This is a genomic window from Mycobacterium shigaense (assembly GCF_002356315.1).
GTDB lineage: Bacteria > Actinomycetota > Actinomycetes > Mycobacteriales > Mycobacteriaceae > Mycobacterium > Mycobacterium shigaense.
In genome coordinates this window covers 5,009,381-5,029,785 of sequence record NZ_AP018164.1, presented here as the reverse complement: position 1 = coordinate 5,029,785, position 20,405 = coordinate 5,009,381, and the positions used below count along the sequence as shown (strand labels likewise).

The window sequence follows — 20,405 nt, the reverse complement described above, 5'->3', positions numbered from 1 at the left end:
GACCGTGGCAGTCGCGTTAGACCCCAGGGACTTCTACCACACCGGCATCGTCGTGCCGGACCTCGATGCCGCCATGGTCCGCCTGAGCACCCTGGCCGGTTACCGGTGGATCACCCCGCTCAGCTATAGGTTGCCGTTCCGCACCACGGAGGGGGTACGCGAGCTGACGTCGACGATCGTTTACTCGGTGCAAAGCCCGCACCTCGAACTGGTGCAGGAGGTTCCGGGAACACCATGGACGGCCGCCCCGGGCAATTCGGTCCATCATGTCGGCTACTTCACCGATAACCTCGTCGAGGCTGCGCGCACGTTGGAAGCCAGCGGTTTCGGCTTCGAAATGACCGGAGAAATACCGGGGTCGGAATTCGGAATGTTCGCATACTTCGTCGACGCATGCGGCACCCGCATCGAAATTGTCGACCGCGCGCTGTTCCCCGATTTCGCCGCGTTGGTCGAGTCCATGGCCGCGCCCGAGTCCGACGGAGCCTGACGTGCTGCTGACAGTGCTGCGTTTCAATTTTGCTTCGCCGCAAGGTAACCCGCGCACCCAGAGTGCCCTGCTGTCGGCTGCCCTGGAGCTGGCGCAGTGGGGTGAATCGCGCGGTATCACGTCCGTCAGCGTCGACGAGCATCACGCCACCGGACACGGCTGGAGTTGCAACCCGATCATGGCCGCGGCGATGGTCCTCGCGCGTACCTCGACCATGATCGCCAGCGTGGACTGCGCACTCGGGCCGTTGTGGAATCCGGTGCGGCTCGCCGAGGACATCGCGCTGGTCGACAACATGAGCCGCGGCCGGCTGCACACCACGGTGGGGCTGGGATATCGCACCGTCGAATACGACTCGCTGGGCGTGGATTTCGATCGGCGTGGAAATCTGATGGACGACTTGGTCGGGCGGATGCTGTCGGTGTGGTCGGGCGCGGACACCGATGGCGGAATCTGTGCCGGCACGTGGACGCGGCCGCACCCGCCGCTCTATGTCGGCGGCGGAGCGCGCGCCACCGCGCGCCGGGCGGCGCGATTCGGCCTGCCGCTCAGCCTCGCCGATCACCTGCCCGACATTGCCGACTATTACCGCCAGCTGTGCGCCGAGGCCGGCCTCAAGCCGCTGATCCTGATGCCCGGGCCGGTTAATCGCGGAATGATTTATCTGCACGAGGATCCAAACCAGGCGTGGGCAGAACTCGGGGAGCACATCCTCTGGGAAGCGGTCACCTACGGCGAGTGGTCCACCGACCAACGCTCGTTGATGCACCTGCCCGGTGTCCGGACGCTGGAAGAAGTCAAGGCCTCGGGCAGGTATCGGTTTTTGACGCCCGAGCAGCTGATCGCCGAGGTCCGTGAGTCCCACAACTACGGCCCCCTGGTGATGCATCCGCTGGTCGGCGGCATGCCGATCGACGAGGCGTGGAAATCGGTGCAATTGCTCACCGACGTCGTCATGCCTGCGCTGGCCTGACCGCCTCCCCGGGCACCGAATTCCCCACCGCTGATTGGCCACCCGGATACCGGGTACGGGCACAGGGGTCGGATTTCCGATGGAGAAAAGGGGAGCGCATGAAGTCAGCGATGAGAAGGGCAGCCGCGCTGTTCGGCGGCGCGGCCGCGATCGTGCTAGCGGGCGCGTTCGGTGGCGCGGGTATCGCTGCGGCCGACACACCGGCGGCACCGCCCACACCCACGTCGTCCAGCCCAGTGCCGGCCCCGCCGCCCGGGGCACCCGTCCCCGGCGGTGGTTACGGCAGCGGTGGATCCGGTGCCAACGTGCCGGATGGCGGAGCCGGTGCTGGTGGGGCCGGCGGCGGTGGCGCCGCGGGCGGTGGCGGCTAGGGCTTGGGCCGTTGCGCCGAGATTGCCGTCAGGGCTGCGATCCGTCCAATACAACAGCCGTGGCGGCAATCTCGGGTCCGATTCGGCGATCCTCAGCTCAGTGGGTGGCGGCCACGAACAGGGCAGGATCGGCCACGATAACGCTCGTGGCCACAAGGCCGAGACGTGTCGCGACGAACGGGGTCCGGTACACGCGCCCCTGGCTACCGCACTCGTTGCTGAGAACGGTGGCGATCTGGATGCCCCGAAGAGTGCCGTCGGTCTGCGGATCCCAGGTCCACAGACGGGTCTCGTCCTCCTGGCCCTGCTTGCCGGCCGTCTCACAGTCCATTCGCGACTGCAGGGTCGGCGTACCTCGCCACTGACCTTCGGTGAAACGAACGACGCTCGTGGTTTCGGTGGCCTCCTGCTGGTTCGAATCTGCCAACTGCGATCCGACGGCGGCGCAACCCGTTGGCGTGCACACGGAACGAAAGGCCCACCACTCGGAGACGGGAGCGCCCAGGCTGGTTTGTTGGCCGTCGACCGTCTGGTTCTGCAGATCGAAATCCAGGCGATAGGTCCCCTCCAGGACCGGGCCGGGGACGTGCCGGGTGCCGGCATCTGTCGACGGCGTGGTCGCCGCTGGGTCCGCGACGGCGACGCCGGCCGGCACGTCGCCGTTGCGCGTGACCACGAGGGGTGCTATCGCCACCTCCCCTTGAAACCCGCATTCGTTGGTCACGGCGGTCCCGGTTTTCGTGCCGCGCAGCACCCCGTCGGGTTGTGGCTGCAATGACCAGGTCAGCATCACGGTGTTCGTGCCGGCCGCCACGCGTCCGCTTGCGTCGAGGCAGCGTTGCTCGGAGAGCTGGCGCCGCGCGGGCGCGGATTGCCACTGGCCGTTGACAAATCGGTAAACGGCAGTTTGCGCGGGCGTGCGCGCCAGCTGGGGATTTTTGGTTTCCAGCTGAGTCCCGGTGGCGACGCATCCCGTTGCTCCGCATGCCGAACGAAATGCCCACCACGACGTGTTGTCGCTGGTGTGCACGACAACGGGGGTGCCGTTGATCGTCTGCTTCTCGTAGTCGTAGGCGAAGCGGTAGGTGCCGTCGAGCAGGACGGCGGGTGGCGCGACGGCGCTGCCCGTGGGGAATGTGGTGATCGGAACCGAGGCCGCCCCGGCCGGGCCCTCGGTCGGTCGGCCCCAGTGCGCGACGACACCGGACGCCGTGAGGATCAGTGCCGCCAGCGCCGCCCCGACTGCAACTCGGGAGCGCCCGCGTCGGCTCGGCTTCGATTCGTCCACCGTCTCACCGCTTGCCAACGGCATGCCGGGATCGTACCGTCTCCCGGTCCCGGCGATATTCCGACCGCCTGAAGGGCGAGCTAGGGCCAATCGGGCTGGTGCTCGACCAGGCCGATATCCCGGCACCGCGCAACAACTTCCGCGCCGTCGACGGTAAATGGCTGGCCATGTCCGACAGCTCGTTGGCCTTGGTGCTGCACGCCTATCGCGCGATCTGCCGCGAATAGCTTGCCAACAAGACACTTTCGGAGGCGACTGAGCTACGGGCCGACGCGCGCCGCCCTGATCGACGGGAGCGGCTAGGCTCGTCGTATGGCCAAGATCCTCTTCGTCGTCAGCGGCGCGAGCTACTGGACGCTGACGGACGGCACCCGGCACCCGACCGGGTATTGGGCCGAGGAGTTCGCAGCCCCCTACGAGGCGGCCACCGCGGCCGGTCATCAGGTGGTGGTGGCGACACCCGGCGGCACCGTGCCGTACGTGGACGTGATGAGCCTGCGTCCGTCGATGGCCGGCAGTGCCGAGATCGCCGAGAAGCTGGAAGGCATCCTGCGCTCGGCCGAAGAGCTGCGCCGGCCGATCCAGCTCGGGGTCGCGCGCCTGGACGATTACGACGCCGTGTACTACCCGGGCGGCCACGGGCCGATGGAAGACCTGTGGCGCGACGCCGACTCCGGCCGGCTACTGATCGCCGCCCTCGCGTCAGGCAAGCCACTGGCGATCGTCTGCCACGCGCCGGTCGCCATACTGGCCACCCGCCGCGACGGGACGTCACCCTTCGTCGGCTACCGGGTCTCGGCCTTCACCAACGAGGAAGAGGATGGCGTCGGCCTGCGGGAGCACGCGCCGTTCACGGCCGAGGACGAACTGATCAAGTTGGGCGTCGACTACGTCAAGGGTGAGGTGTGGAAGCCGTTTACGGTGGTGGACCGCAACCTTTACACGGGGCAGAACCCCGCTTCGGCCGGCCCGTTGGCCGAGGAATTCCTCAAAGCGCTCACCTAGCGGATGTCTCGACGATTAGGCGACTTCGGAATCCGACTTCACCGGCTGGCAGGATGGCTCGGGATCGCCCCCGCGGGGACCGAAGGTGTCCGAGTCGGCTAGCACGGTGTAGACCTCCCACCGTTCGCTACCGGGTCCGGTGACCCACACCTTGTCCTGCGTGGCGAAACAGCAGGTGGTGTTGATCTCTTCGTCGGTCAACAGACCTTCGGCGACAAGCCGATCGACCTCGGTGTGCACGGTTTCGCTGTCGGCGACTTCGACGCCCAGGTGGTTGAGCGTGCCGCCGTGACCCGGGTTCTCGATTAGCACGAGCTTCAGCGGGGGCTGCGCGACGGCGAAGTTGGCGTAGCCGGGCTTGACCTTGGCCGGTGCGACTCCAAAAAGCTTGGAATAGAACGTGATTGCCTCTTCGAGGTCATTGACGTTGAGGGCTAACTGGACACGCGACATGGTGAATCCTTTCTGCGGGTCCTTGCTTGGCTTTGGGAGCGGGTGACAGTTCGGTGAGCAAGCCCTCGACACGGCGGACGATGTCGTCGCGGATCGCGCGCACGGTCTCCAGCGGTTGACCGGCAGGATCCGCCAGCTTCCAATCCCGATAGGACGTGCCCGGAAAATAGGGGCAGGTGTCCCCGCAACCCATGGTGATCACGACATCACTCGACTGCACCGCCTCGCCGGTGAGAAGCTCGGGCACCTCGGTGGTGATGTCGATCCCGATTTCGGACATCGCCGCGATTACGGCGGGATTGAGGTGGTCCGCGGGTTCGGTTCCCGCTGAACGGACTTCGATGCGGTCGCCGGCCAGATGCATCAGGAGCGCGGCGGCCATCTGGGAGCGGCCGGCGTTGTGCACACAAACGAACAAGACACTCGGATGGTCAGCCATGGGCGGCCGTTTCTGGCGAATCCGAGGCGGCCGGAGAACTGAAGAGCCGGTCCCGAAGTGCCAGCGAGACGTAGACCAGCCCGACCAGGACGGGGACTTCGATGAGCGGCCCGACCACGCCGGCCAATGCTTGCCCGGACGCGACGCCGTAGGTGCCGATGGCCACGGCGATGGCCAGCTCGAAGTTATTGCCTGCCGCGGTGAATGCCAATGTGGTGGTGCGGGCGTAGCCCAGGCGCAGCGCCGCTCCAAGGGCGTATCCGCCGGCCCATATGATCGCGAAGTAGCACAGGAGGGGGAATGCGATGCGATCGACATCCCAGGGCCGAGAGGTGATTTCGCGGCCCTGTAACGCGAACAGGATGACGATGGTGAACAGCAACCCGTACAGCGCCCACGGTCCGATGCGGGGGACGAACACGGCCTCATACCATTGGCGGCCCATGGCCCGCTTGTCCAGTCGGCGCGACATGTACGCGGCCAGCAGCGGAATACCGAGAAAGACGAGCACCGATTTGGCGAGGTTGCCAGGGGAGACCTCGATGCCGGTTTGCGGCAGGCCAAGCCAACCGGGCAACACCGACAAATAGAACCAGCCCAGGACGGCAAACATCACGACCTGGAAGACGGAATTGAGAGCGACCAGGACGACGGCGGCCTCGCGGTCCCCGCAGGCCAAGTCGTTCCAAATGATGACCATCGCGATGCAGCGAGCCAACCCCACGATGATCAGACCGGTGCGGTACTCCGGAAGATCGGTGAGTAGCAACCACGCCAGGGTGAACATTACTGCTGGGCCGACCAGCCAGTTGAGCGCCAGCGAGGACGCGATGAGCTTGCGATCGCCAGTGATCTCGCCGAGCCGGTCGTAACGAACCTTGGCCAGCACCGGGTACATCATCACCAACAGACCGAGCGCGATCGGCAGCGAAATGCCGTCGACTTCGACAGCGCTCAGCAGCGATCCAAGAGCCGGTACCGTCCGGCCGAGCAGCAGACCCGCGGCCATGGCCGCGCCGATCCACAACGGCAGCAACCGGTCCAGAGTCGAGAGGTCGGCGACCGCCCCGGGCCGCGTCACGGGCAACATCCCGTCGTCGTGACGACCACGTCGTCAATCTTCAGGGCCGACGAAAGGTGTTGCAATGTCGAGGGAATCACCCAGTAGTACACCCAGGTGCCGCGCCGCTCGCAGTCGATCAGGCCGGCTGAGCGCAACAGTTTGAGATGGTGGGAAATCGTCGGCTGGGAAACATCCAACGTCGTCGAGATCTCACAAACACAGGCTTCGCCGCCCGGGTGGCTGGCGATCTGGCTTAGCAACCGCAGGCGCACCGGGTCGCCGAGCGCTTTGAACATCGTCGCCAACGTCGCGGCTTGCGCATCGTCCAGCGCGGCCACTCCCAGGCCGGGGCGACAATCGACCCGAGTTTGATTCGACATCTGTCTATATAAGCAGATATCGAATCAGTTCGCCAGTGGCCCGGCCAGAGCGTGGTGGACCCTATGTCCAGTAGGGGCTCTTGACGGCCTCCAGGGCCTCGGTGACGTACCGGTCCAGGGGCTGACGATTGGTCGAGCGGCGCACCCATCGCTGGAACGCGAAATCGGCCGCACCGAACGCAAGTTGGATCAACAGCCCGGGGCGCATGTCGGTATCGGGATTGGTGCCCATGCGCGCGGCGATCAGCTTCACCGCGCGTTCCTTGTCAGCCGGGGTGTGGATCGTCGCCTTGTCCAGCAGCCCGGGTGCCACCAGCAGGGCCGCGCGCCACTCCTCGCAATCCGCTCGGTCGAACGACCGGGTCCGCGTCACGATGGCGTTGATCAGCGCGACGTCGGGTGATTCGGAGGCCGGCCGCTTTTCGAGCAGGTTCACGATGGCGGCACCGCCGTGGCGTACGGGGGCCAGCAGCAGTTCTTCCTTGGTCGGCACGTGCCGGAAGAAGGTGCGCGGGGAAACGCCCGCGGCAGTGGCGATCTCCTCGGTGGTGACGGCGTCGTAGCCGCGTTCGACGAACAGCCGGAACGCGGCGCGCCGGATGTCGGCGCGGATCTGTGCGCGCTGTCGATCGCGGAGCGAATCGCCGTCGGCATTCACCGGAAGCAGCCGATCCCGCCGTCGACGTGAATGGTCTGACCGGTGATGAACGTCGCGTCGCTGCCGAGCAGAAACGCCACCAGCGCGCCCACGTCGGTGTGGACGTCACCGATGCGCTTCATCGGAATCCGTCCGACCGCCTTCTCATACTCCTTGGGCGCGAACGACTTCCAGAACTTGACGCCGTCGGACTCGGCGAAGGGGCAGATGACGTTGACGCGGATGTTGTCGCGCCCCCATTCCAGCGCCGCCACCTTGGACAGGCCCCGGACACCCTCCTTGGCGGCGGCATACCCACCCCACTTGGGCTCGCCACCGGTGCCCGTCCCCGAGCCGAGGTTGACGATCGCCCCGCCGCCGGCCTGCACCATCAGCGGGTGCACGGCCTGCATGAGCAGGAAGGTCGCGCGGGGGCCGACGTCGTGGCCCAGCGCGAAGTCCTCGAGGGTGATGTTCACGAATGCCTTGGGCTCATTGGTGGCAATCGCGTTGTTCACCAGGCCGTGCACCGCGCCGAAGGTGTCCACCGCCGCGGCCGCGATCCGTTGCGCGCTGTCCGGGTCGCGCAGGTCGGCGACCAGCTGCTCGGCCGGCCCGAGCGCCTGCAGCTCGCGTGTCGTCGCGACCAGCTTCTCGTCTTGGATGTCGACCAGCAGCACCGAGGCGCCCCGTTCGAGCAGCGCGATGGCGACACCCTTGCCGACGCCTTGGGCGGCGCCGGTGACGATCGCTACATGACCGCTCATCGAATGGGGGTGTGAGTAGGTCACTTGACAGGTCCCATCTGCAGCCGCACGCCGCGGTGCATCTCGTAGGTGCTGCGCGCGCCGGCCGGCAGTTCGATGAACTCGACGGGGGTGCCGTCGGGATCCTTGACGAAAAACATTCGGACGCCGCCGATCTCGAAGGGCGCCTGTTCGGGTGTGTAGCCCGCGGCCACGATGCGGCGGTGAGTGTCGTCGAGGTCGGTCACCGACAGCGCCACGTTGTGAATCCCGGTGAGGGCGGGGCGTGTGGGACCGCTTCCGGAAGGCCTGGCACCCAGGGACAGCAGCTCGACCATCAGCCCGCCCAGCAATCCACCGACCACGCGGCCTTCCTGCTTACGGGCCGCGTGCAACACCGCGTCGAAAGACTCACCGGAGATGAGGCTTTCGAAGACGATCTCCATGCCGAGTGCGTCGCGGTAAAACCTCAGCGCGCGATCCATGTCGGTGACCCCGACGACGAGATGGCAGAACGCGACGTCGCCGAGGACCCTGCCGTTGGTCATGGTGTCTGCGCCGCCAGGTTCGGGGCCGGGCGGCCGGCGAACAACGGCAGGTCCAGATAGGTCTTGATGCCCGGGTCGGCGGCGCAGACGTCGGGGATGGCGTTGATGCAGTGGTTGGCGGTGACCACCACGCCCGGGTTCTTGATCAGCCCCTCGGCGATCGTCTCCGGTTGCAGGCCCTTGAAGGTGAGCCGCACGTCGGGGTCGCCAGTGATCTCGACCTCGAAGCGCTCGCCACGATCCTCGAAACTCCATGGCGGGTCCAGGTTTTCCTCGCCCATCAGCCAGTTGACGGCGGCGGTGATGACCGGCTCGCCGTCGACCAGGGCCTGCCAGCGGAACCGGCGCGCGGCCACCGTGCCCGTGGTGATCGGGAAGGGCTCGTAGTCGATGTCGGCGGTCGCCACGGCGACGTCCTGGATAGTTCTGATGTTGGGATCGATGCGAAAACCTATGTGGTCGGCGATCATCCGCACCGACTGCTTGAAGCCGGCCTCGAGCAGGCCGGCCATCGGGCCCTGCACGGCCTCTTCGGGGGTGCCGCCGAACCCCATGATGTGGCGCACCACATCCGGGGCGTTGTAGGTGCGGATGTCGGAGAACTCCTCGGCGCGGATGTGGGTTATCGCCGACGAGAGCGAGGACAGCATCAGCGGGAAGCGCTCCGTGATGCCGCCGGGGTGAATGCCCGAACCATGCAGTGTCACACCGCTTTCCGTCGCGGCGTCGGCGACAGCCCGGTGCCGGGTGTTGGCCGGATCGGGATAGACCCAGCCGACCGGGGTGACCACGTTCTTTCCTGACCGCAGGATCGCGATGACCTCGTCGTCGTTGGGTATCAGGGGGCTGTACATCACGCAGTCGGCGTCCAGCGCGAGGATCTCGTCGATGCTCGAGGTGGCGGTTACCCCGAGGGCTGCTGTGCCGATGATCCGTCCGACGTCGAGGCCGTTCTTGCTCGCGCTGTGTACCCAGCACCCGACCAGCTCGAGCTGCGGATGGTTGAGCACGCATGCGATCGCGGCCTTGCCGACGCCTCCGGTGGCCCACTGGATGACACGAAGCTTGCTACCCACCGAGGACCTCCCGGATTGCCCTTTACACACCGCCGACTGGATGGCACGGTATGACCCCATGGCAGTGACTGTCAACTACCGGCTGGAGGGTCTATAGATGGGCGTGCTCGACGGGATGGTCGCGATCGTCACCGGAACCAGTCGCGGCGTGGGTGTCGGTATCGCCCACGAACTGCTGCGCGCGGGCGCCACGGTCATCGGCTGCTCGCGCGCGCCGCTGGACACCATCCCCGGCATCGAGCCGGAGTGGGCAGCGCGTGCCTCGCAACAGGTCTGCGACCAAGGGGACATCCGGTCGATCGACTCCTTCGTCGCCGATGTCGTGGCCACCCATGGCCGGCTCGACATCTTGGTGAACAACGCCGGCGGCACCGTTCCGGCGCCGCACGCGGAGTCCATTCCCCGACTCGTGCAACGCATTCAGGGCGCGCCGCCCAGCGACGACGAATTCGAGCGGACCGCGCTGTTCCATGCCTTCGCGGTGCAGATGAACCTGATCAGCCCGCTCTGGTTCGCCATTCGCGCGTACCGGCAGATGTCGACCCAGGACGGCACCGGCTGCGTCATCAACATCTCCAGCGGGGCCGGGCACCCGGCGGGCTCGCCGACGCTGGTCTCCTACGGCGCCGCCAAGAGCGGACTGAACCACCTCACCCGGTCGCTGGCCGAGGAGTGGGGGCCGAAGGTTCGGGTCAACTGTGTGGCGCTGGGCCCGACGATGACGGAGAACTTCCGGTCGTTCGTCCTGCCCAAGGACGACCCGACCGGCGAAAAGTATTTCGCCGCAGTGCCGTTGCGGCGCGCGGGGGAGCCCGCGGAGGTAGGCCGCGTCTGCGTGTTCCTCGCGGGCGGGGAGGCGGATTTCGTCAACGGCACAACCGTCGAATGCGACGGCGGCATGCTGCCCGGCGTCCTCTACGACGCGGGCCTGAAGACCATCACCGATCTGCTCTAGCCACTCGACTGCCCAGGCCGGCACGAGCTGCGCGCCGCAGTGAACTAGGGTGCCGGCACCTGCTCGGGAATGTCCCTGAGGTGCCAAGGCCCACCGCCGAGCAACGCCAGCTCCTGATGATGGTGTTGCTCGATGGTGGTGCGGTGGCTGACGCTGATGACGATGCACTCCGGGAGCTCGGTGCGTAACAGGTTGTACAGCAAGAACTCCAGCGCTTCGTCGACGGCCGACGTGGCCTCGTCGAGGAACACCGCCTTGGGTCTGACGGCGAGCACGCGGGCGAACGCGATGCGTTGCTGCTCCCCGGGCGACAGCACCTTGGCCCAGTCCTGGACTTCATCGAGGCGGGCCACCAGGCTGGGCAAAGCGACCCGCGTCAACACGTCCCGCAGGGTGTCGTCGGCGATGTCACCGGCCGCGGCCGGGTAAGACACCACTGCGCGCAGATTACCCAGCGGGACATAGGGCAACTGCGACAGGAACATCACCTGGTTGTCCCCGTCGGGGCGGCGCAGGGTGCCCGAGGCGTACGGCCATAGCTGCGCCATCGTCCGCAGCAGCGTCGTCTTACCGCTGCCCGACTTTCCGGTGATGACCAGGGCGTCGCCGGGGACCAGCCGCAGATCGAGCGGCTCGATCAGTTGGGCGCCGGCCGGGGTGCGGACCTCGACATCGGCGAACTCGACCGAACCGTCGACGCTGGAGGCCATTGTCAGCGAGGGCAATTCGCGCGCCTGGGCGTTGGCTTCGACCAGCCCGTGCAGGCGGATGATAGAGGCACGGTAGCTGGCAAACCGGTCGTAGGCGTTGCGGAAAAACGACAGCGAGGTTTCGATGTGGGCGAACGCCTTGGCCGACTGCATCACGCCACCGAACTTGATGGTGCCTGCGAACAGCCGCGGCGCCTGCACGATGAACGGCAGCGGGTTGATCACCTGTGTCACCGTGACATTCCAGCCGAGGAAGCCGATGGTGCGCCGCACGTAACCGCGGTAGTTGGCGATCGCTGCGTCGAACCGGGTCGACAGCTCGTTGCGTTCGGCCCGCTCGCCGCGGTAGAAGCCGACCGCCTCGGCGGCGTCGCGCAGGCGCACCAAGGCGTATCGGAAGGCGGCATTGCGCATTTCGTTGCGGAAGCTGAACCGGGTCAGCGGATGGCCGATCCAGAAGGCGACGATCGTCGCGATCAGGACATGGACGAGCGCCGCCCAGAACAGCGCCTTGGGTATGGAGATCCCGAGCAGGTGCACCGTGCCGGACAGCTGCCACAGAATTACCCCGAAGGACACGACCGTGACCACAGAGTCCACGGCGCCGAAGAGGAGCTTGCTGGTGGAGCCGTTGGACGGATGATTCCCGCCGCCGCCGGACCCGGCGGTGAAAATGTCGACGTCCTGCTGGATGCGTTGGTCCGGGTTGTCGATGGTCGCGTCGATGAACCGGCTTCGGTAGTAGGCCCGCTCGTCGAGCCAGTCGGCCGTGAGCCGGTCGGTGAGCCAGATCCGCCAGGCGATGACGAAGCGTTGCGTCAGATACAAATCCGCCATGGCCCGGATCACGTGCAGCGTCGCGAGGACGCAGAAGATCCAGATGGCCATCCAGAAGCCGTGAATGCCGGAGTCCCGCACCGCTACGTTTCCCGCGCCGGCGCCCTGGAACGCGGTCTGCAGCGCGGAGTACAGGTCGTTGCTGTAATAGCTGAGCAGCACGTTGATCCGCACCGCGATCATCACCGACAGCAGCAGCACGCCGAACAACGCCCAGACCCCGACGCTGCGTCGGCCGGTGAAGTACGCGCCGGTGATGCGCCAGAACTGGGCTCCCCACACGGTGAACCGGGCGGCCGCGACACCGAAGAGGAGCAGGCAGACCGCGCTGATCGCCCAGGTTTCGGCGATCCATCGCAACGACGGAAGCAACTCGTTGCTCCAGTCGATCGACGGCGTGAATTTGTCCATGCCAGGAAGCCTCCCGTGCCGTGCAACAGCCGTTTTCGGCGATCAGCCGTTGTGCGCGAAGGTACCGCCGGATCTTTGCGGATCGCGCCGGAATGGGTCGAATTGACATCTGGAACTGACGGTGCCCGCCGACAGTCAGAGCTTGTAACCGATGGCACGCAATAGGTCGTGGCGCTCCGACACGTCCCGGTCGGTCTCCACGCCGACCGGCGTCTGCCCGTCGACCACTCCCACGATGCCGCGGCCACGCGGGGTCACCGCGACAATGACATCGACCGGATTCGCTGTGGCGCAGTAGATTCCGCAGACTTCGGGCACTGCCTTGACGGGATTCAGCACGTTGACGGGGAAACCCTCCCGCAGGAAGATCACGAAACTGTGCCCAGCCGCGATTGCGCGCGCGGTGTTGGTCGCGAGTTCGATCAGCTCGGGATCGTTGCCGGAGTGGCGAACCAACCGCGGTCCGGATGCCTCACAGAACGCCAGGCCGAACCGCAACGTCGCGCTCACCCCGGCGAGGGCCTCGTGCAGGTCTTCGACGGTCTTGATGAAGTGAGCCTGGCCGATGATCACGTTGACGCCTTCCGGCTTGTCAACGCCCACCACGTCCCACGACACCGTCGTCGTCACCCACCCATGGTCCCATGGCGATCGGCAGTTGGCGATCGGCTCGAGAGGCGGAACGACGATCTTGGCCAAACGGGCCGACCACGGGGTCTAATTGACGAATGGCACTGATGAGCCCGACTGATGCGGTCTTTCTGCTGGGCGAATCACGCGAGCACCCGATGCATGTCGGTGGCCTGCAGCTCTACCAGATCCCGCCGGGTGCCGGCCCGGGTTTCGTCCGGGATCTGTACGACCGGTTGATCGCTCAGCGGGATCTGCAGCCCACGTTTCTCAAGCATCCCGCGACGTTGGTCGGCCCCATCGCGAACCTGGGTTGGACCTACGACAAGGACATCGACATCGACATCGATTATCACGTCCGGCGCTCGGCGCTGCCGTCGCCCGGGCGAGTGCGCGAGCTGCTGGAGATTACTTCGCGCAGGCACAGCAGCCTGCTCGATCGCCACCGTCCGCTGTGGGAGGCCCACATCATCGAGGGCTTGAAAGACGGTCGGTTCGCGGTCTACACGAAGATGCACCACGCGCTCATCGACGGCGTCTCGGCCTTGAAGCTGTTGCAGCGCGCGCTGTCGACCGATCCCGACGACACCGAGATCCGCGCGCCCTGGACCCTGCCCAAACCCCGTCGGCAGTCCGCGCCGTCGTCTCGGTGGGGTGCGCTGCTGCGCATCGCGGGATCCGTTGCTGCACTTGCCCCGTCGACGATTTCACTGGCGCGTGCGGCGCTGTTCGAGCAGCAACTCACGCTGCCGTTCGGGGCCCCGTGCACCATGTTGAACGTCAAGATCGGTGGCGCGCGTCGCTGTGCGGCGCAGTCCTGGTCGGTGGAACGCATCAAGAACTTCAAGCGCGCCGCGGGGGTGACCCTCAATGACGTTGTCCTGGCGATGTGTTCGGGCGCTCTGCGCTATTACCTGCTGGAGCACGATGCGCTGCCGGAGGCACCGCTGCTCGCGATGGTCCCGGTGAGCCTGCGGCGGGAAGACGAGGCGGACGCGGGGGGCAACCTCGTGGGTGCCATCCTGTGCAATCTCGCCACCGACGTCGAAGATCCCGGCAAGCGGCTGGAGATCGTCAGCGAGTCGGTGTACAAGAACAAGACGGTTTTTTCCCAACTGCCCCGAATCCAAGCGCTCGCGCTGTCGGCGATGAACATGAGTGCGGTGGCCTTGGCCACGGTGCCGGGCTGGGTGTCGTCCACCTCGCCGCCCTTCAACTTGGTCATCTCCAACGTGCCGGGACCCCAACAGCAGATGTATTACGGCGGCGCCCGGCTAGACGGCAGTTACCCGCTGTCGGCGATCCTGGACGGCCAGGCCCTGAACATCACCCTGGTCAGCAACGCCGGAATGGTGGATTTCGGGCTGGTCGGCTGCCGGCGCAGCGTGCCGCATCTGCAAAAGCTGCTGGTGCACCTGGAGACCTCGCTCAAGGACCTCGAACGCGCCGCCGGAGTCTGAGGAATCGATGCCCAAGCTCAGCGCCGGTGTGCTGCTGTACCGGGCCCGCGGCGGCGTCGTCGAAGTCCTCATCGCCCACCCGGGCGGCCCGTTCTGGGCGCGCAAGGACGACGGGGTCTGGTCGATTCCGAAAGGCGAGTACTCCGACGGCGACGACGTCTGGGCGGCCGCCCAACGAGAGTTTTTCGAGGAGCTCGGGCTGCCGGTGCCGGACGGGGCGCGCACCGAGATCGCTGCGCTGAGGCAACCCAGCGGCAAGGTGGTCACCGTCTTCGCCGTCGCGGGTGACCTCGACATCGCCGAGGCGCGCAGCAACACCTTCGAGCTGGAGTGGCCGAGAGGCTCGGGCCGACTGCGGGAGTTCCCCGAAGTCGATCGCGTCGCCTGGCTGCCGGTGGCGCAAGCCCGCGCCAAGCTGCTGAAGGGGCAACGCGCGTTTCTCGACCGATTGATGGCGCTCCCGGAGTTGGCGGACTACACGGAGGGCTCGTGAGCCGGGCCGGCAGCACAGGCACAATGGGGGCATGACGACTGCGCCCGCCGAGCAGGCCGAAGCACAAGGCTTGTTGCTGCATTTCCTGGACTCCGCTAACCGGGCCGACCCGTACCCGCTGGCAGCGCAGTTTCGTGACCGCGGACCGCTGCTGCTGCCCGATGCGCATCTCGCCGTCTTTTCGGCCTATCGAGACTGCGACGAGGTCCTGCGCCATCCGTCGTCGAGCAGCGACCGGATGAAATCGACGCGCGCTCAAGAGCAGGTCAAGGCGCAGCTGCGGGAACTCGCCGAGGCCGGTGCCCCGCCGCCCCCGCAAGTGCCGCCGGGGTTTCTGTTCCTCGATCCCCCCGATCACACGCGGCTGCGCAAGCTGGCCGGCAAGGCGTTCGCACCCAAAGTGGTGAGCGCGCTGGGGCCCGATATCACCGGGCTGGTGGCCGGACTGCTCGACCGCATCGCCGAAAATGGCCGGTTCGACGTGGTCGACGATTTCGCGTATCCGCTGCCGGTAGCGGTCATCTGCCGGCTGCTCGGGGTGCCACTCGAAGACGAGCCACAATTCAGTCACGCATCGGGACTGCTCGCGCAGGCCCTGGATCCGTTTGTCACCTTCACGGGCTCGCCCTCCGACGGTCTGCAGGAGCGCCTCGACGCCGGAACGTGGCTGCGGAATTACCTGCACGGCCTCATCGAGCGGCGACGCTCGCGGCCCGGTGACGACCTGATGTCGCGGCTAATCGCCGTGGAGGAGTCCGGCGATCAGCTGACCGAGGAGGAGATCGTTTCGACCTGCGTGCTGTTGCTGGTCGCCGGTCACGAAACTACGGTCAACCTGATCGGTAACGCCGTCCTGGCGATGCTGCGCCAGCCGTCGCAGTGGGCGGCGCTGGGTGCCGATGCCAACCGGGCCGCCGCCGTCATCGAGGAGACCCTGCGGTACGACCCGCCGGTGCAGATGGTGGGCCGAATCGCGCTGCACGACATGGTGATTGGAGGTGTCGAGGTGCCCGCCGGGGACATGATCATGCTGCTGCTGGCGGCGGCACATCGCGACCCGGCCGAGTTCACCCGACCCGACGCCTTCGATCCCGATCGGGAAACGTTTCGGCACTTGGGCTTTGGTCGTGGTGCGCACTATTGCCTGGGCGCGCCGCTGGCGCGGTTGGAGGCCGGCGCGGCGCTGTCGGCATTGACGGCGCGTTTCCCTAACGCGCGGCTGGACAGCGAACCCGTATACAAGCCCAACGTCACCTTGCGCGGCTTGTCGGCCCTGACGGTCGCGATCTAGATCTTCAAATAGCCTTTGTCGGCCGGGATTTGGGCGGCGGTGAGCAACGACGACGCATCGCTGGCCAGCCACACCACGATGTCGGAGATCAGGTCGGGGGCGGCCAGCGACTCGGTGGGCAGCGCGCCCGGTGAGAAGCTGTAGATGTAGGTCGGATGGTCCTGGAAGACCTGGTACATCGACAAGTCGTTGCCCATCGGGGTGTCGGTGCCGTACGGGTGTACGGAGTTGACCCGGATGCCGTACTCGCCGAGCTCGACGGCCAGCGAGTTGGTGAGGCCGACGACGCCGAACTTGGTGGCGCAGTAGTGGCCACAGCCCGGGACGGCCTTGATTCCGGCTGCCGAGCTGATGTTGATGATGGACCCCCCGTTACCGGCGGCGATCATCGCGGGGACGGCGGCCTTCATGGTGTTCCATAGCCCGGTCAGGTTGGTGTCGAGGGTCTCCTGCCACTGTTGGGCCGAAATCTCCCACACCCGGCCCCAATTGAGGACGCCGGCGTTGGCCACGACGATGTCGAGGCGACCGAACTGCTCGATCGCGTTCGCTACGATCCGCTGCTGGCCGGCCAGGTCGCGGACGTCGATCTCCGCGGCGAGCATCTTGCGGCCCTCACCTTCGACGAGGTTGACGGTCTCGGCAAGGTCTTGGGGCTCGGCCGGGGGATAGCCGTTGCTCTCGGCGACCGGCGCGCAGGCATCGATCGCGACGATGTCGGCGCCGGCCCGGGCCAGCCGGATGCAATGCGAGCGACCCTGTCCCCGGGCGGCCCCGGTGACGTAGGCGACCTTGCCGGCGAGCGGGGCGAGGGGATCGGTCATTCCGGTGGCTCCTTTGCATGCAACGGTGTCCCTGAAACTAGCCCAGGCCGGGCACGATGTCGCCCAAACTGAAAGTCAGCGGCTGCTCGAGTTGCTCGTAGGTGCATGAGCGCGGGTTGCGGTCCGGGCGCCACCGGTTGAATTGCGCGGTGTGGCGGAACCGCCGGCCCTCCATGTGGTCGTAGCGGACCTCGACCACCCGCTCGGGTCGCAGCGGGACGAACGACAGATCCTTGCCTGCGTTCCACCGCGAGTATTCGTTCTTGCGCGGGGTGCGCTCGCCGGCCTGATGCGCGGCCCAATTCCACGGATGGTCGTCGAAATCGGAGACCAGCGGCTGCAATTCGGTGAACAGTCGCCGGCGTTCGGCCATCGGGAAGGCGCCGATGACGCCGACCGAGGCGAGCTGACCGTCGTCCTGGTACAGCCCGAGCAGCAGCGACCCTATGGCGTCACCGCCGGACTTGTGCACGCGGTACCCGGCTACCACACAGTCGGCGGTGCGTTCGTGCTTGATCTTGAACATGATTCGCTTGTCCGGCTGGTAGGTGATAGTCAGCGGCTTGGCGACGACGCCGTCGAGCCCGGCGCCCTCGAACTCGGAGAACCACAGCTGCGCCAGTTCGAGATCCGTGGTGGCCGGGGTGAGGTGTATCGACGGTCCCGAGTCGGCCAGGGCGTCGACCAGGGCGGCGCGGCGCTCGGTGAACGGCCGCCGGGTGTAGTCGTCGTCGCCCAGGGCCAGCAGGTCGAACACGATGAACGCCGCCGGCGTGTGTTCGGCGAGCGTGCGCACTCGCGACGCGGCCGGGTGGATGCGCTGCTGCAGCGCCTCGAAATCCAGGCCGTGGTCGGTGGCGATCACGATCTCGCCGTCGATCACGCACCGCCGCGGCAGCTCGGCCTGCACCGCCGCGACCAGCTCGGGAAAGTAGCGGGTCATCGGCTTTTCGTTGCGGCTGCCCAGCTCGACATCGTCGCCGTCCCGGAAGCAGATCGACCGGAACCCGTCCCACTTCGGCTCATAGGACGCATCCGGCGGGATCGTCTTGACCGACTTGGCCAACATCGGCGAAACCGGCGGCATGACGGGTAGGTCCATAGCCCGATTGTGCTGGAATTTCTCCTATGGCTGCTGCAGCGGTAGAGGTCGACGTCGACGGCATCGCGGTGCGTGTCACCAATCCGGACAAGGTCTACTTCCCTGAGCTGGGATCGCAGGGCACCAAGGGACGACTGATCGAGTACTACCGGGCCGTGGCGTGCGGCCCGATGCTGGACGCGCTGCGGGACCGGCCCACCCACTTGCAGCGGTTTCCGGACGGGATCGACGGCGAGGAGATCTACCAGAAGCGGGTGCCACAGCATCATCCCGACTATCTGGAAACCTGCCGGGTGACCTTTCCGTCGGGCCGGACCGCGGACGCGTTGCGGGTGACCCATCCGGCGGCGATCGTATGGGCCGCGCAGATGGGCACGGTCACGCTGCATCCCTGGCAGGTGCGCTGCCCCGATACCGAGCACCCCGACGAGCTTCGTATCGACCTGGATCCGCAACCCGGCGTCGGCTTCGAGCAGGCCCGTACGCTCGCCGTCGACGTGCTGCGGCCATTGCTCGACGAACTCGGCTTGGTCGGCTACCCGAAAACCTCCGGCGGCCGCGGCATCCATGTCTTCCTGCGCATCGCCACCGACTGGGATTTCATTCAGGTGCGCCGGGCCGGCATCGCGCTGGCGCGGGAGGTGGAGCGGCGCGCCCCGGAGGCGGTGACCACGTCGTGGTGGAAGGAGCAGCGTGGCGAGCGCATCTTCATCGACTTCAACCAGAACGCGCGCGACCGCACCATGGCGTCGCCGTATTCGGTGCGGCGCACCCCGATTGCGACGGTGTCGATGCCGCTGACGTGGGCCGAACTCGCCGGTGCCGAGCCCGACGAGTACACGATGGCGACCGTGCCCGATCTGGTGCAGTCCCGCGAAGATCCTTGGGCGGCAATGAATTCGGTTGCCCAGTCGATCAGTCCGCTGCTGGAGATGGTCGAGGCGGACGAAGCGCGCGGCCTGGGTGATATGCCCTACCCGCCGAACTATCCGAAGATGCCGGGCGAACCCAAGCGGGTGCAGCCGAGCCGGGACACCGACAAGAACACGTGACGGGCGGGCCGGCCGTCACGAGTGAGCCCGGTATTACTTGGCGGCATACAGATCGGAGTCGGCGGCCGCAAGCAGCGCGGCGATCTCGGCGTCCGCCCCGCTCGCGGACGCGACGCCGATGCTGGTCCCTGGCGTGTACGCCCGTATGTCCGCGACGAACCGATCCACCGCCCTCGGTGCAGCCCCCGCGGGCTCCGCCAGGCACACGGCGAACTCGTCACCACCGAGCCTGGCCAACACGGCGTCGCGGGGTGCCATGGTGCGCCAGGACTCGGCGCGGCTGACCAGGTGTTGATCGCCGGCGAGGTGCCCCGCGGAGTCATTGATCTTCTTGAAGTGGTCGATATCGAGCGCGATGACAGTGAGGGTCAGCGCGCTGGAGCGGGCCCGCGCCAGCAGGTTGGTCGTCGCGATCTCCCACCCCGCTCGGTTCAGCACGCCGGTCAGCGGGTCAGTGCAGGCCGCACCAACCAAGGCCTGCATCAGGACGCCGAACGCCTCGGCGGCCCCGACGATCGCGATCGTGAAGATCAGGTAGTCGATGTACAGCTTGTGAAACGGCGCGACCGCGAGGGCGACCACCGACGCCACGGTGAGCACGATCACCAGAGCCACGCCGAGGCGCGGCGGGTAGAACGCCCGCAGATACATCGCCAAGAACATCGGCGCGATCAGGCAGGCGAACTCGGCGGTGATGGCGACGTGGAAGGCCATCACCACAGGTGTAGCCGCCATGGCGGCGGCTGTCGCGGGCGCGGTCCGGCCAGGCTGGACGGCCAACCAGGCCAGCGCCCCCAGGCCGAGGCCGATCGCGACGATGCCGCCGAGGTGGTTGGCCCGCGACCCCGGGTGGAGCAACACACTGAACACCACGCCGTACAGGTAAAGGAACGTCGTCGCGGCCAAGTAGATCCGCAGCAACCGGGTCTGATGCGCGCTGTAAAAGCCGCTGCCGGCATCGGCGCTCAATCGCGGTCGACGGGTGGCGCGACTGCCGAGGTGGCGTGCGAGGCTAAGAGGCATCCGTCAACTTCCCGGTACTGCGGCCCCCGCTTCGCCAATTCTGACATCGCGGTTTCGGAGGCGCTCGCCGGGATTACCGAATGCGCCTCCGCAAATTCTTACGCGCTGTTGGATCAATAGCGAGACCACGGCGTCGGCGGCCAGGAGT

At 66.8% G+C, this 20,405-nt stretch carries 22 protein-coding genes and 1 pseudogene; 10 read left to right on the top strand and 13 right to left on the bottom strand.

Annotated elements, in window-relative coordinates; all coding sequences use genetic code 11:
- Nucleotides 1–4: 4 nt before the first annotated feature.
- From MSG_RS23740 to MSG_RS25380, 3 genes are all read left to right on the top strand, one after another.
- Nucleotides 5–490, top strand: a complete 486-nt coding sequence (locus MSG_RS23740) for a VOC family protein (RefSeq protein ID WP_096443540.1) — start codon at nt 5–7, stop codon at nt 488–490.
- A gap of 1 nt (nt 491) precedes the next feature.
- On the top strand, nt 492–1,463 hold the full coding sequence (locus MSG_RS23735) for an LLM class flavin-dependent oxidoreductase (RefSeq protein ID WP_096443539.1): 972 nt from the start codon (nt 492–494) through the stop codon (nt 1,461–1,463).
- 98 nt (nt 1,464–1,561) lie between these two features.
- Nucleotides 1,562–1,834, top strand: coding sequence for a hypothetical protein (locus tag MSG_RS25380; protein WP_181159188.1), 273 nt, complete (start codon nt 1,562–1,564; stop codon nt 1,832–1,834).
- A gap of 97 nt (nt 1,835–1,931) precedes the next feature.
- On the opposite strand, the gene MSG_RS23725 is transcribed toward MSG_RS25380, so the two are convergent.
- Nucleotides 1,932–3,146: an Rv2253/PknI dimerization domain-containing protein gene (locus MSG_RS23725; protein ID WP_096443537.1), complete on the bottom strand. Its 1,215-nt coding sequence runs from the start codon at nt 3,144–3,146 to the stop codon at nt 1,932–1,934.
- Between the two features lie 74 nt (nt 3,147–3,220).
- Between MSG_RS23725 and MSG_RS25950 the strand changes: the two genes are divergently transcribed.
- The gene (locus tag MSG_RS25950) at nt 3,221–3,349 is read left to right on the top strand and encodes a hypothetical protein (protein WP_258173948.1); all 129 of its coding nucleotides are present in this window, start codon (nt 3,221–3,223) and stop codon (nt 3,347–3,349) included.
- A gap of 85 nt (nt 3,350–3,434) precedes the next feature.
- Complete coding sequence (locus tag MSG_RS23720) at nt 3,435–4,127, top strand: type 1 glutamine amidotransferase domain-containing protein (RefSeq protein ID WP_096443535.1); 693 nt, start codon at nt 3,435–3,437, stop codon at nt 4,125–4,127.
- 15 nt (nt 4,128–4,142) lie between these two features.
- On the opposite strand, the gene MSG_RS23715 is transcribed toward MSG_RS23720, so the two are convergent.
- From MSG_RS23715 to MSG_RS23680, 7 genes and pseudogenes are all read right to left on the bottom strand, one after another.
- Nucleotides 4,143–4,580 carry an ArsI/CadI family heavy metal resistance metalloenzyme gene (locus MSG_RS23715; protein ID WP_096443533.1) on the bottom strand — a complete coding sequence of 146 codons (438 nt, stop codon included), beginning with the start codon at nt 4,578–4,580 and terminating at the stop codon, nt 4,143–4,145.
- Nucleotides 4,546–6,109: pseudogene (gene arsB / locus MSG_RS23705) on the bottom strand (ACR3 family arsenite efflux transporter). The gene MSG_RS23715 and the pseudogene arsB overlap by 35 nt, the downstream one beginning before the upstream one ends.
- Nucleotides 6,097–6,462 carry an ArsR/SmtB family transcription factor gene (locus tag MSG_RS23700; RefSeq protein ID WP_096443529.1) on the bottom strand — a complete coding sequence of 122 codons (366 nt, stop codon included), beginning with the start codon at nt 6,460–6,462 and terminating at the stop codon, nt 6,097–6,099. The pseudogene arsB and the gene MSG_RS23700 overlap by 13 nt, the downstream one beginning before the upstream one ends.
- Nucleotides 6,463–6,523: 61 nt before the next feature.
- The gene (locus MSG_RS23695) at nt 6,524–7,120 is read right to left on the bottom strand and encodes a TetR/AcrR family transcriptional regulator (RefSeq protein ID WP_096443527.1); all 597 of its coding nucleotides are present in this window, start codon (nt 7,118–7,120) and stop codon (nt 6,524–6,526) included.
- Complete coding sequence (locus MSG_RS23690; RefSeq protein WP_096443525.1) at nt 7,117–7,890, bottom strand: SDR family NAD(P)-dependent oxidoreductase; 774 nt, start codon at nt 7,888–7,890, stop codon at nt 7,117–7,119. Before MSG_RS23690 ends, MSG_RS23695 begins: the two co-directional genes overlap by 4 nt.
- Nucleotides 7,887–8,393 (bottom strand): VOC family protein, encoded by a 507-nt coding sequence (locus MSG_RS23685; protein ID WP_096443523.1) that lies wholly within the window; start codon nt 8,391–8,393, stop codon nt 7,887–7,889. The genes MSG_RS23690 and MSG_RS23685 overlap by 4 nt, the downstream gene beginning before the upstream one ends.
- A complete protein-coding gene (locus tag MSG_RS23680; protein WP_096443521.1) occupies nt 8,390–9,469 on the bottom strand; it encodes an NAD(P)H-dependent amine dehydrogenase family protein in 1,080 nt (359 codons plus the stop codon). Before MSG_RS23680 ends, MSG_RS23685 begins: the two co-directional genes overlap by 4 nt.
- 97 nt (nt 9,470–9,566) lie before the next feature.
- On the opposite strand from MSG_RS23680, the gene MSG_RS23675 reads away from it, so the two are divergent.
- On the top strand, nt 9,567–10,424 hold the full coding sequence (locus tag MSG_RS23675) for an SDR family oxidoreductase (RefSeq protein ID WP_096443519.1): 858 nt from the start codon (nt 9,567–9,569) through the stop codon (nt 10,422–10,424).
- A gap of 44 nt (nt 10,425–10,468) precedes the next feature.
- On the opposite strand, the gene MSG_RS23670 is transcribed toward MSG_RS23675, so the two are convergent.
- Together MSG_RS23670 and MSG_RS23665 are read right to left on the bottom strand one after the other, a co-directional pair.
- Nucleotides 10,469–12,382, bottom strand: a complete 1,914-nt coding sequence (locus MSG_RS23670) for an ABC transporter ATP-binding protein/permease (protein ID WP_096443517.1) — start codon at nt 12,380–12,382, stop codon at nt 10,469–10,471.
- Between the two features lie 135 nt (nt 12,383–12,517).
- Complete coding sequence (locus MSG_RS23665) at nt 12,518–13,012, bottom strand: adenosine-specific kinase (RefSeq protein WP_096444768.1); 495 nt, start codon at nt 13,010–13,012, stop codon at nt 12,518–12,520.
- Nucleotides 13,013–13,110: 98 nt separating this feature from the next.
- On the opposite strand from MSG_RS23665, the gene MSG_RS23660 reads away from it, so the two are divergent.
- The 3 genes from MSG_RS23660 to MSG_RS23650 are packed head-to-tail and all read left to right on the top strand — an operon-like array spanning nt 13,111 to nt 16,256.
- Nucleotides 13,111–14,472 carry a WS/DGAT/MGAT family O-acyltransferase gene (locus tag MSG_RS23660; RefSeq protein ID WP_096443515.1) on the top strand — a complete coding sequence of 454 codons (1,362 nt, stop codon included), beginning with the start codon at nt 13,111–13,113 and terminating at the stop codon, nt 14,470–14,472.
- A gap of 7 nt (nt 14,473–14,479) precedes the next feature.
- Nucleotides 14,480–14,965 carry an NUDIX domain-containing protein gene (locus tag MSG_RS23655; protein WP_096443513.1) on the top strand — a complete coding sequence of 162 codons (486 nt, stop codon included), beginning with the start codon at nt 14,480–14,482 and terminating at the stop codon, nt 14,963–14,965.
- Nucleotides 14,966–14,996: 31 nt separating this feature from the next.
- Nucleotides 14,997–16,256, top strand: coding sequence for a cytochrome P450 (locus MSG_RS23650; protein ID WP_096443511.1), 1,260 nt, complete (start codon nt 14,997–14,999; stop codon nt 16,254–16,256).
- Here the strand turns inward: MSG_RS23650 and MSG_RS23645 are convergent.
- Nucleotides 16,253–17,080: a mycofactocin-coupled SDR family oxidoreductase gene (locus tag MSG_RS23645; protein WP_096443509.1), complete on the bottom strand. Its 828-nt coding sequence runs from the start codon at nt 17,078–17,080 to the stop codon at nt 16,253–16,255. The two genes, MSG_RS23650 and MSG_RS23645, sit on opposite strands and share 4 nt — an antisense overlap.
- Before the next feature lie 37 nt (nt 17,081–17,117).
- The gene (locus MSG_RS23640; RefSeq protein WP_096443507.1) at nt 17,118–18,182 is read right to left on the bottom strand and encodes an ATP-dependent DNA ligase; all 1,065 of its coding nucleotides are present in this window, start codon (nt 18,180–18,182) and stop codon (nt 17,118–17,120) included.
- A gap of 26 nt (nt 18,183–18,208) precedes the next feature.
- Here MSG_RS23640 and ligD point away from each other — a divergent pair, with 26 nt between their 5' ends.
- Entirely contained in the window at nt 18,209–19,234 is a 1,026-nt protein-coding gene (ligD, locus tag MSG_RS23635) for a non-homologous end-joining DNA ligase (RefSeq protein WP_096443505.1), read from the top strand.
- Nucleotides 19,235–19,267: 33 nt separating this feature from the next.
- Here the strand turns inward: ligD and MSG_RS23630 are convergent, their stop codons facing one another.
- On the bottom strand, nt 19,268–20,257 hold the full coding sequence (locus MSG_RS23630; protein WP_096443504.1) for a GGDEF domain-containing protein: 990 nt from the start codon (nt 20,255–20,257) through the stop codon (nt 19,268–19,270).
- Nucleotides 20,258–20,405: the final 148 nt, after the last annotated feature.

Coding starts and splice junctions, on each gene's coding strand:
- MSG_RS25380 (WP_181159188.1), top strand. CDS start 1,562: ATGAAGTCAGCGATGAGAAGGGCAGCCGCGCTGTTCGGCGGCGCGGCC.
- MSG_RS23725 (WP_096443537.1), bottom strand. CDS start 3,146: ATGCCGTTGGCAAGCGGTGAGACGGTGGACGAATCGAAGCCGAGCCGA.
- MSG_RS23720 (WP_096443535.1), top strand. CDS start 3,435: ATGGCCAAGATCCTCTTCGTCGTCAGCGGCGCGAGCTACTGGACGCTG.
- MSG_RS23715 (WP_096443533.1), bottom strand. CDS start 4,580: ATGTCGCGTGTCCAGTTAGCCCTCAACGTCAATGACCTCGAAGAGGCA.
- MSG_RS23700 (WP_096443529.1), bottom strand. CDS start 6,462: ATGTCGAATCAAACTCGGGTCGATTGTCGCCCCGGCCTGGGAGTGGCC.
- MSG_RS23685 (WP_096443523.1), bottom strand. CDS start 8,393: ATGACCAACGGCAGGGTCCTCGGCGACGTCGCGTTCTGCCATCTCGTC.
- MSG_RS23675 (WP_096443519.1), top strand. CDS start 9,567: ATGGGCGTGCTCGACGGGATGGTCGCGATCGTCACCGGAACCAGTCGC.
- MSG_RS23670 (WP_096443517.1), bottom strand. CDS start 12,382: ATGGACAAATTCACGCCGTCGATCGACTGGAGCAACGAGTTGCTTCCG.
- MSG_RS23660 (WP_096443515.1), top strand. CDS start 13,111: ATGGCACTGATGAGCCCGACTGATGCGGTCTTTCTGCTGGGCGAATCA.
- MSG_RS23655 (WP_096443513.1), top strand. CDS start 14,480: ATGCCCAAGCTCAGCGCCGGTGTGCTGCTGTACCGGGCCCGCGGCGGC.
- MSG_RS23650 (WP_096443511.1), top strand. CDS start 14,997: ATGACGACTGCGCCCGCCGAGCAGGCCGAAGCACAAGGCTTGTTGCTG.
- MSG_RS23645 (WP_096443509.1), bottom strand. CDS start 17,080: ATGACCGATCCCCTCGCCCCGCTCGCCGGCAAGGTCGCCTACGTCACC.
- MSG_RS23640 (WP_096443507.1), bottom strand. CDS start 18,182: ATGGACCTACCCGTCATGCCGCCGGTTTCGCCGATGTTGGCCAAGTCG.
- ligD (WP_096443505.1), top strand. CDS start 18,209: ATGGCTGCTGCAGCGGTAGAGGTCGACGTCGACGGCATCGCGGTGCGT.
- MSG_RS23630 (WP_096443504.1), bottom strand. CDS start 20,257: ATGCCTCTTAGCCTCGCACGCCACCTCGGCAGTCGCGCCACCCGTCGA.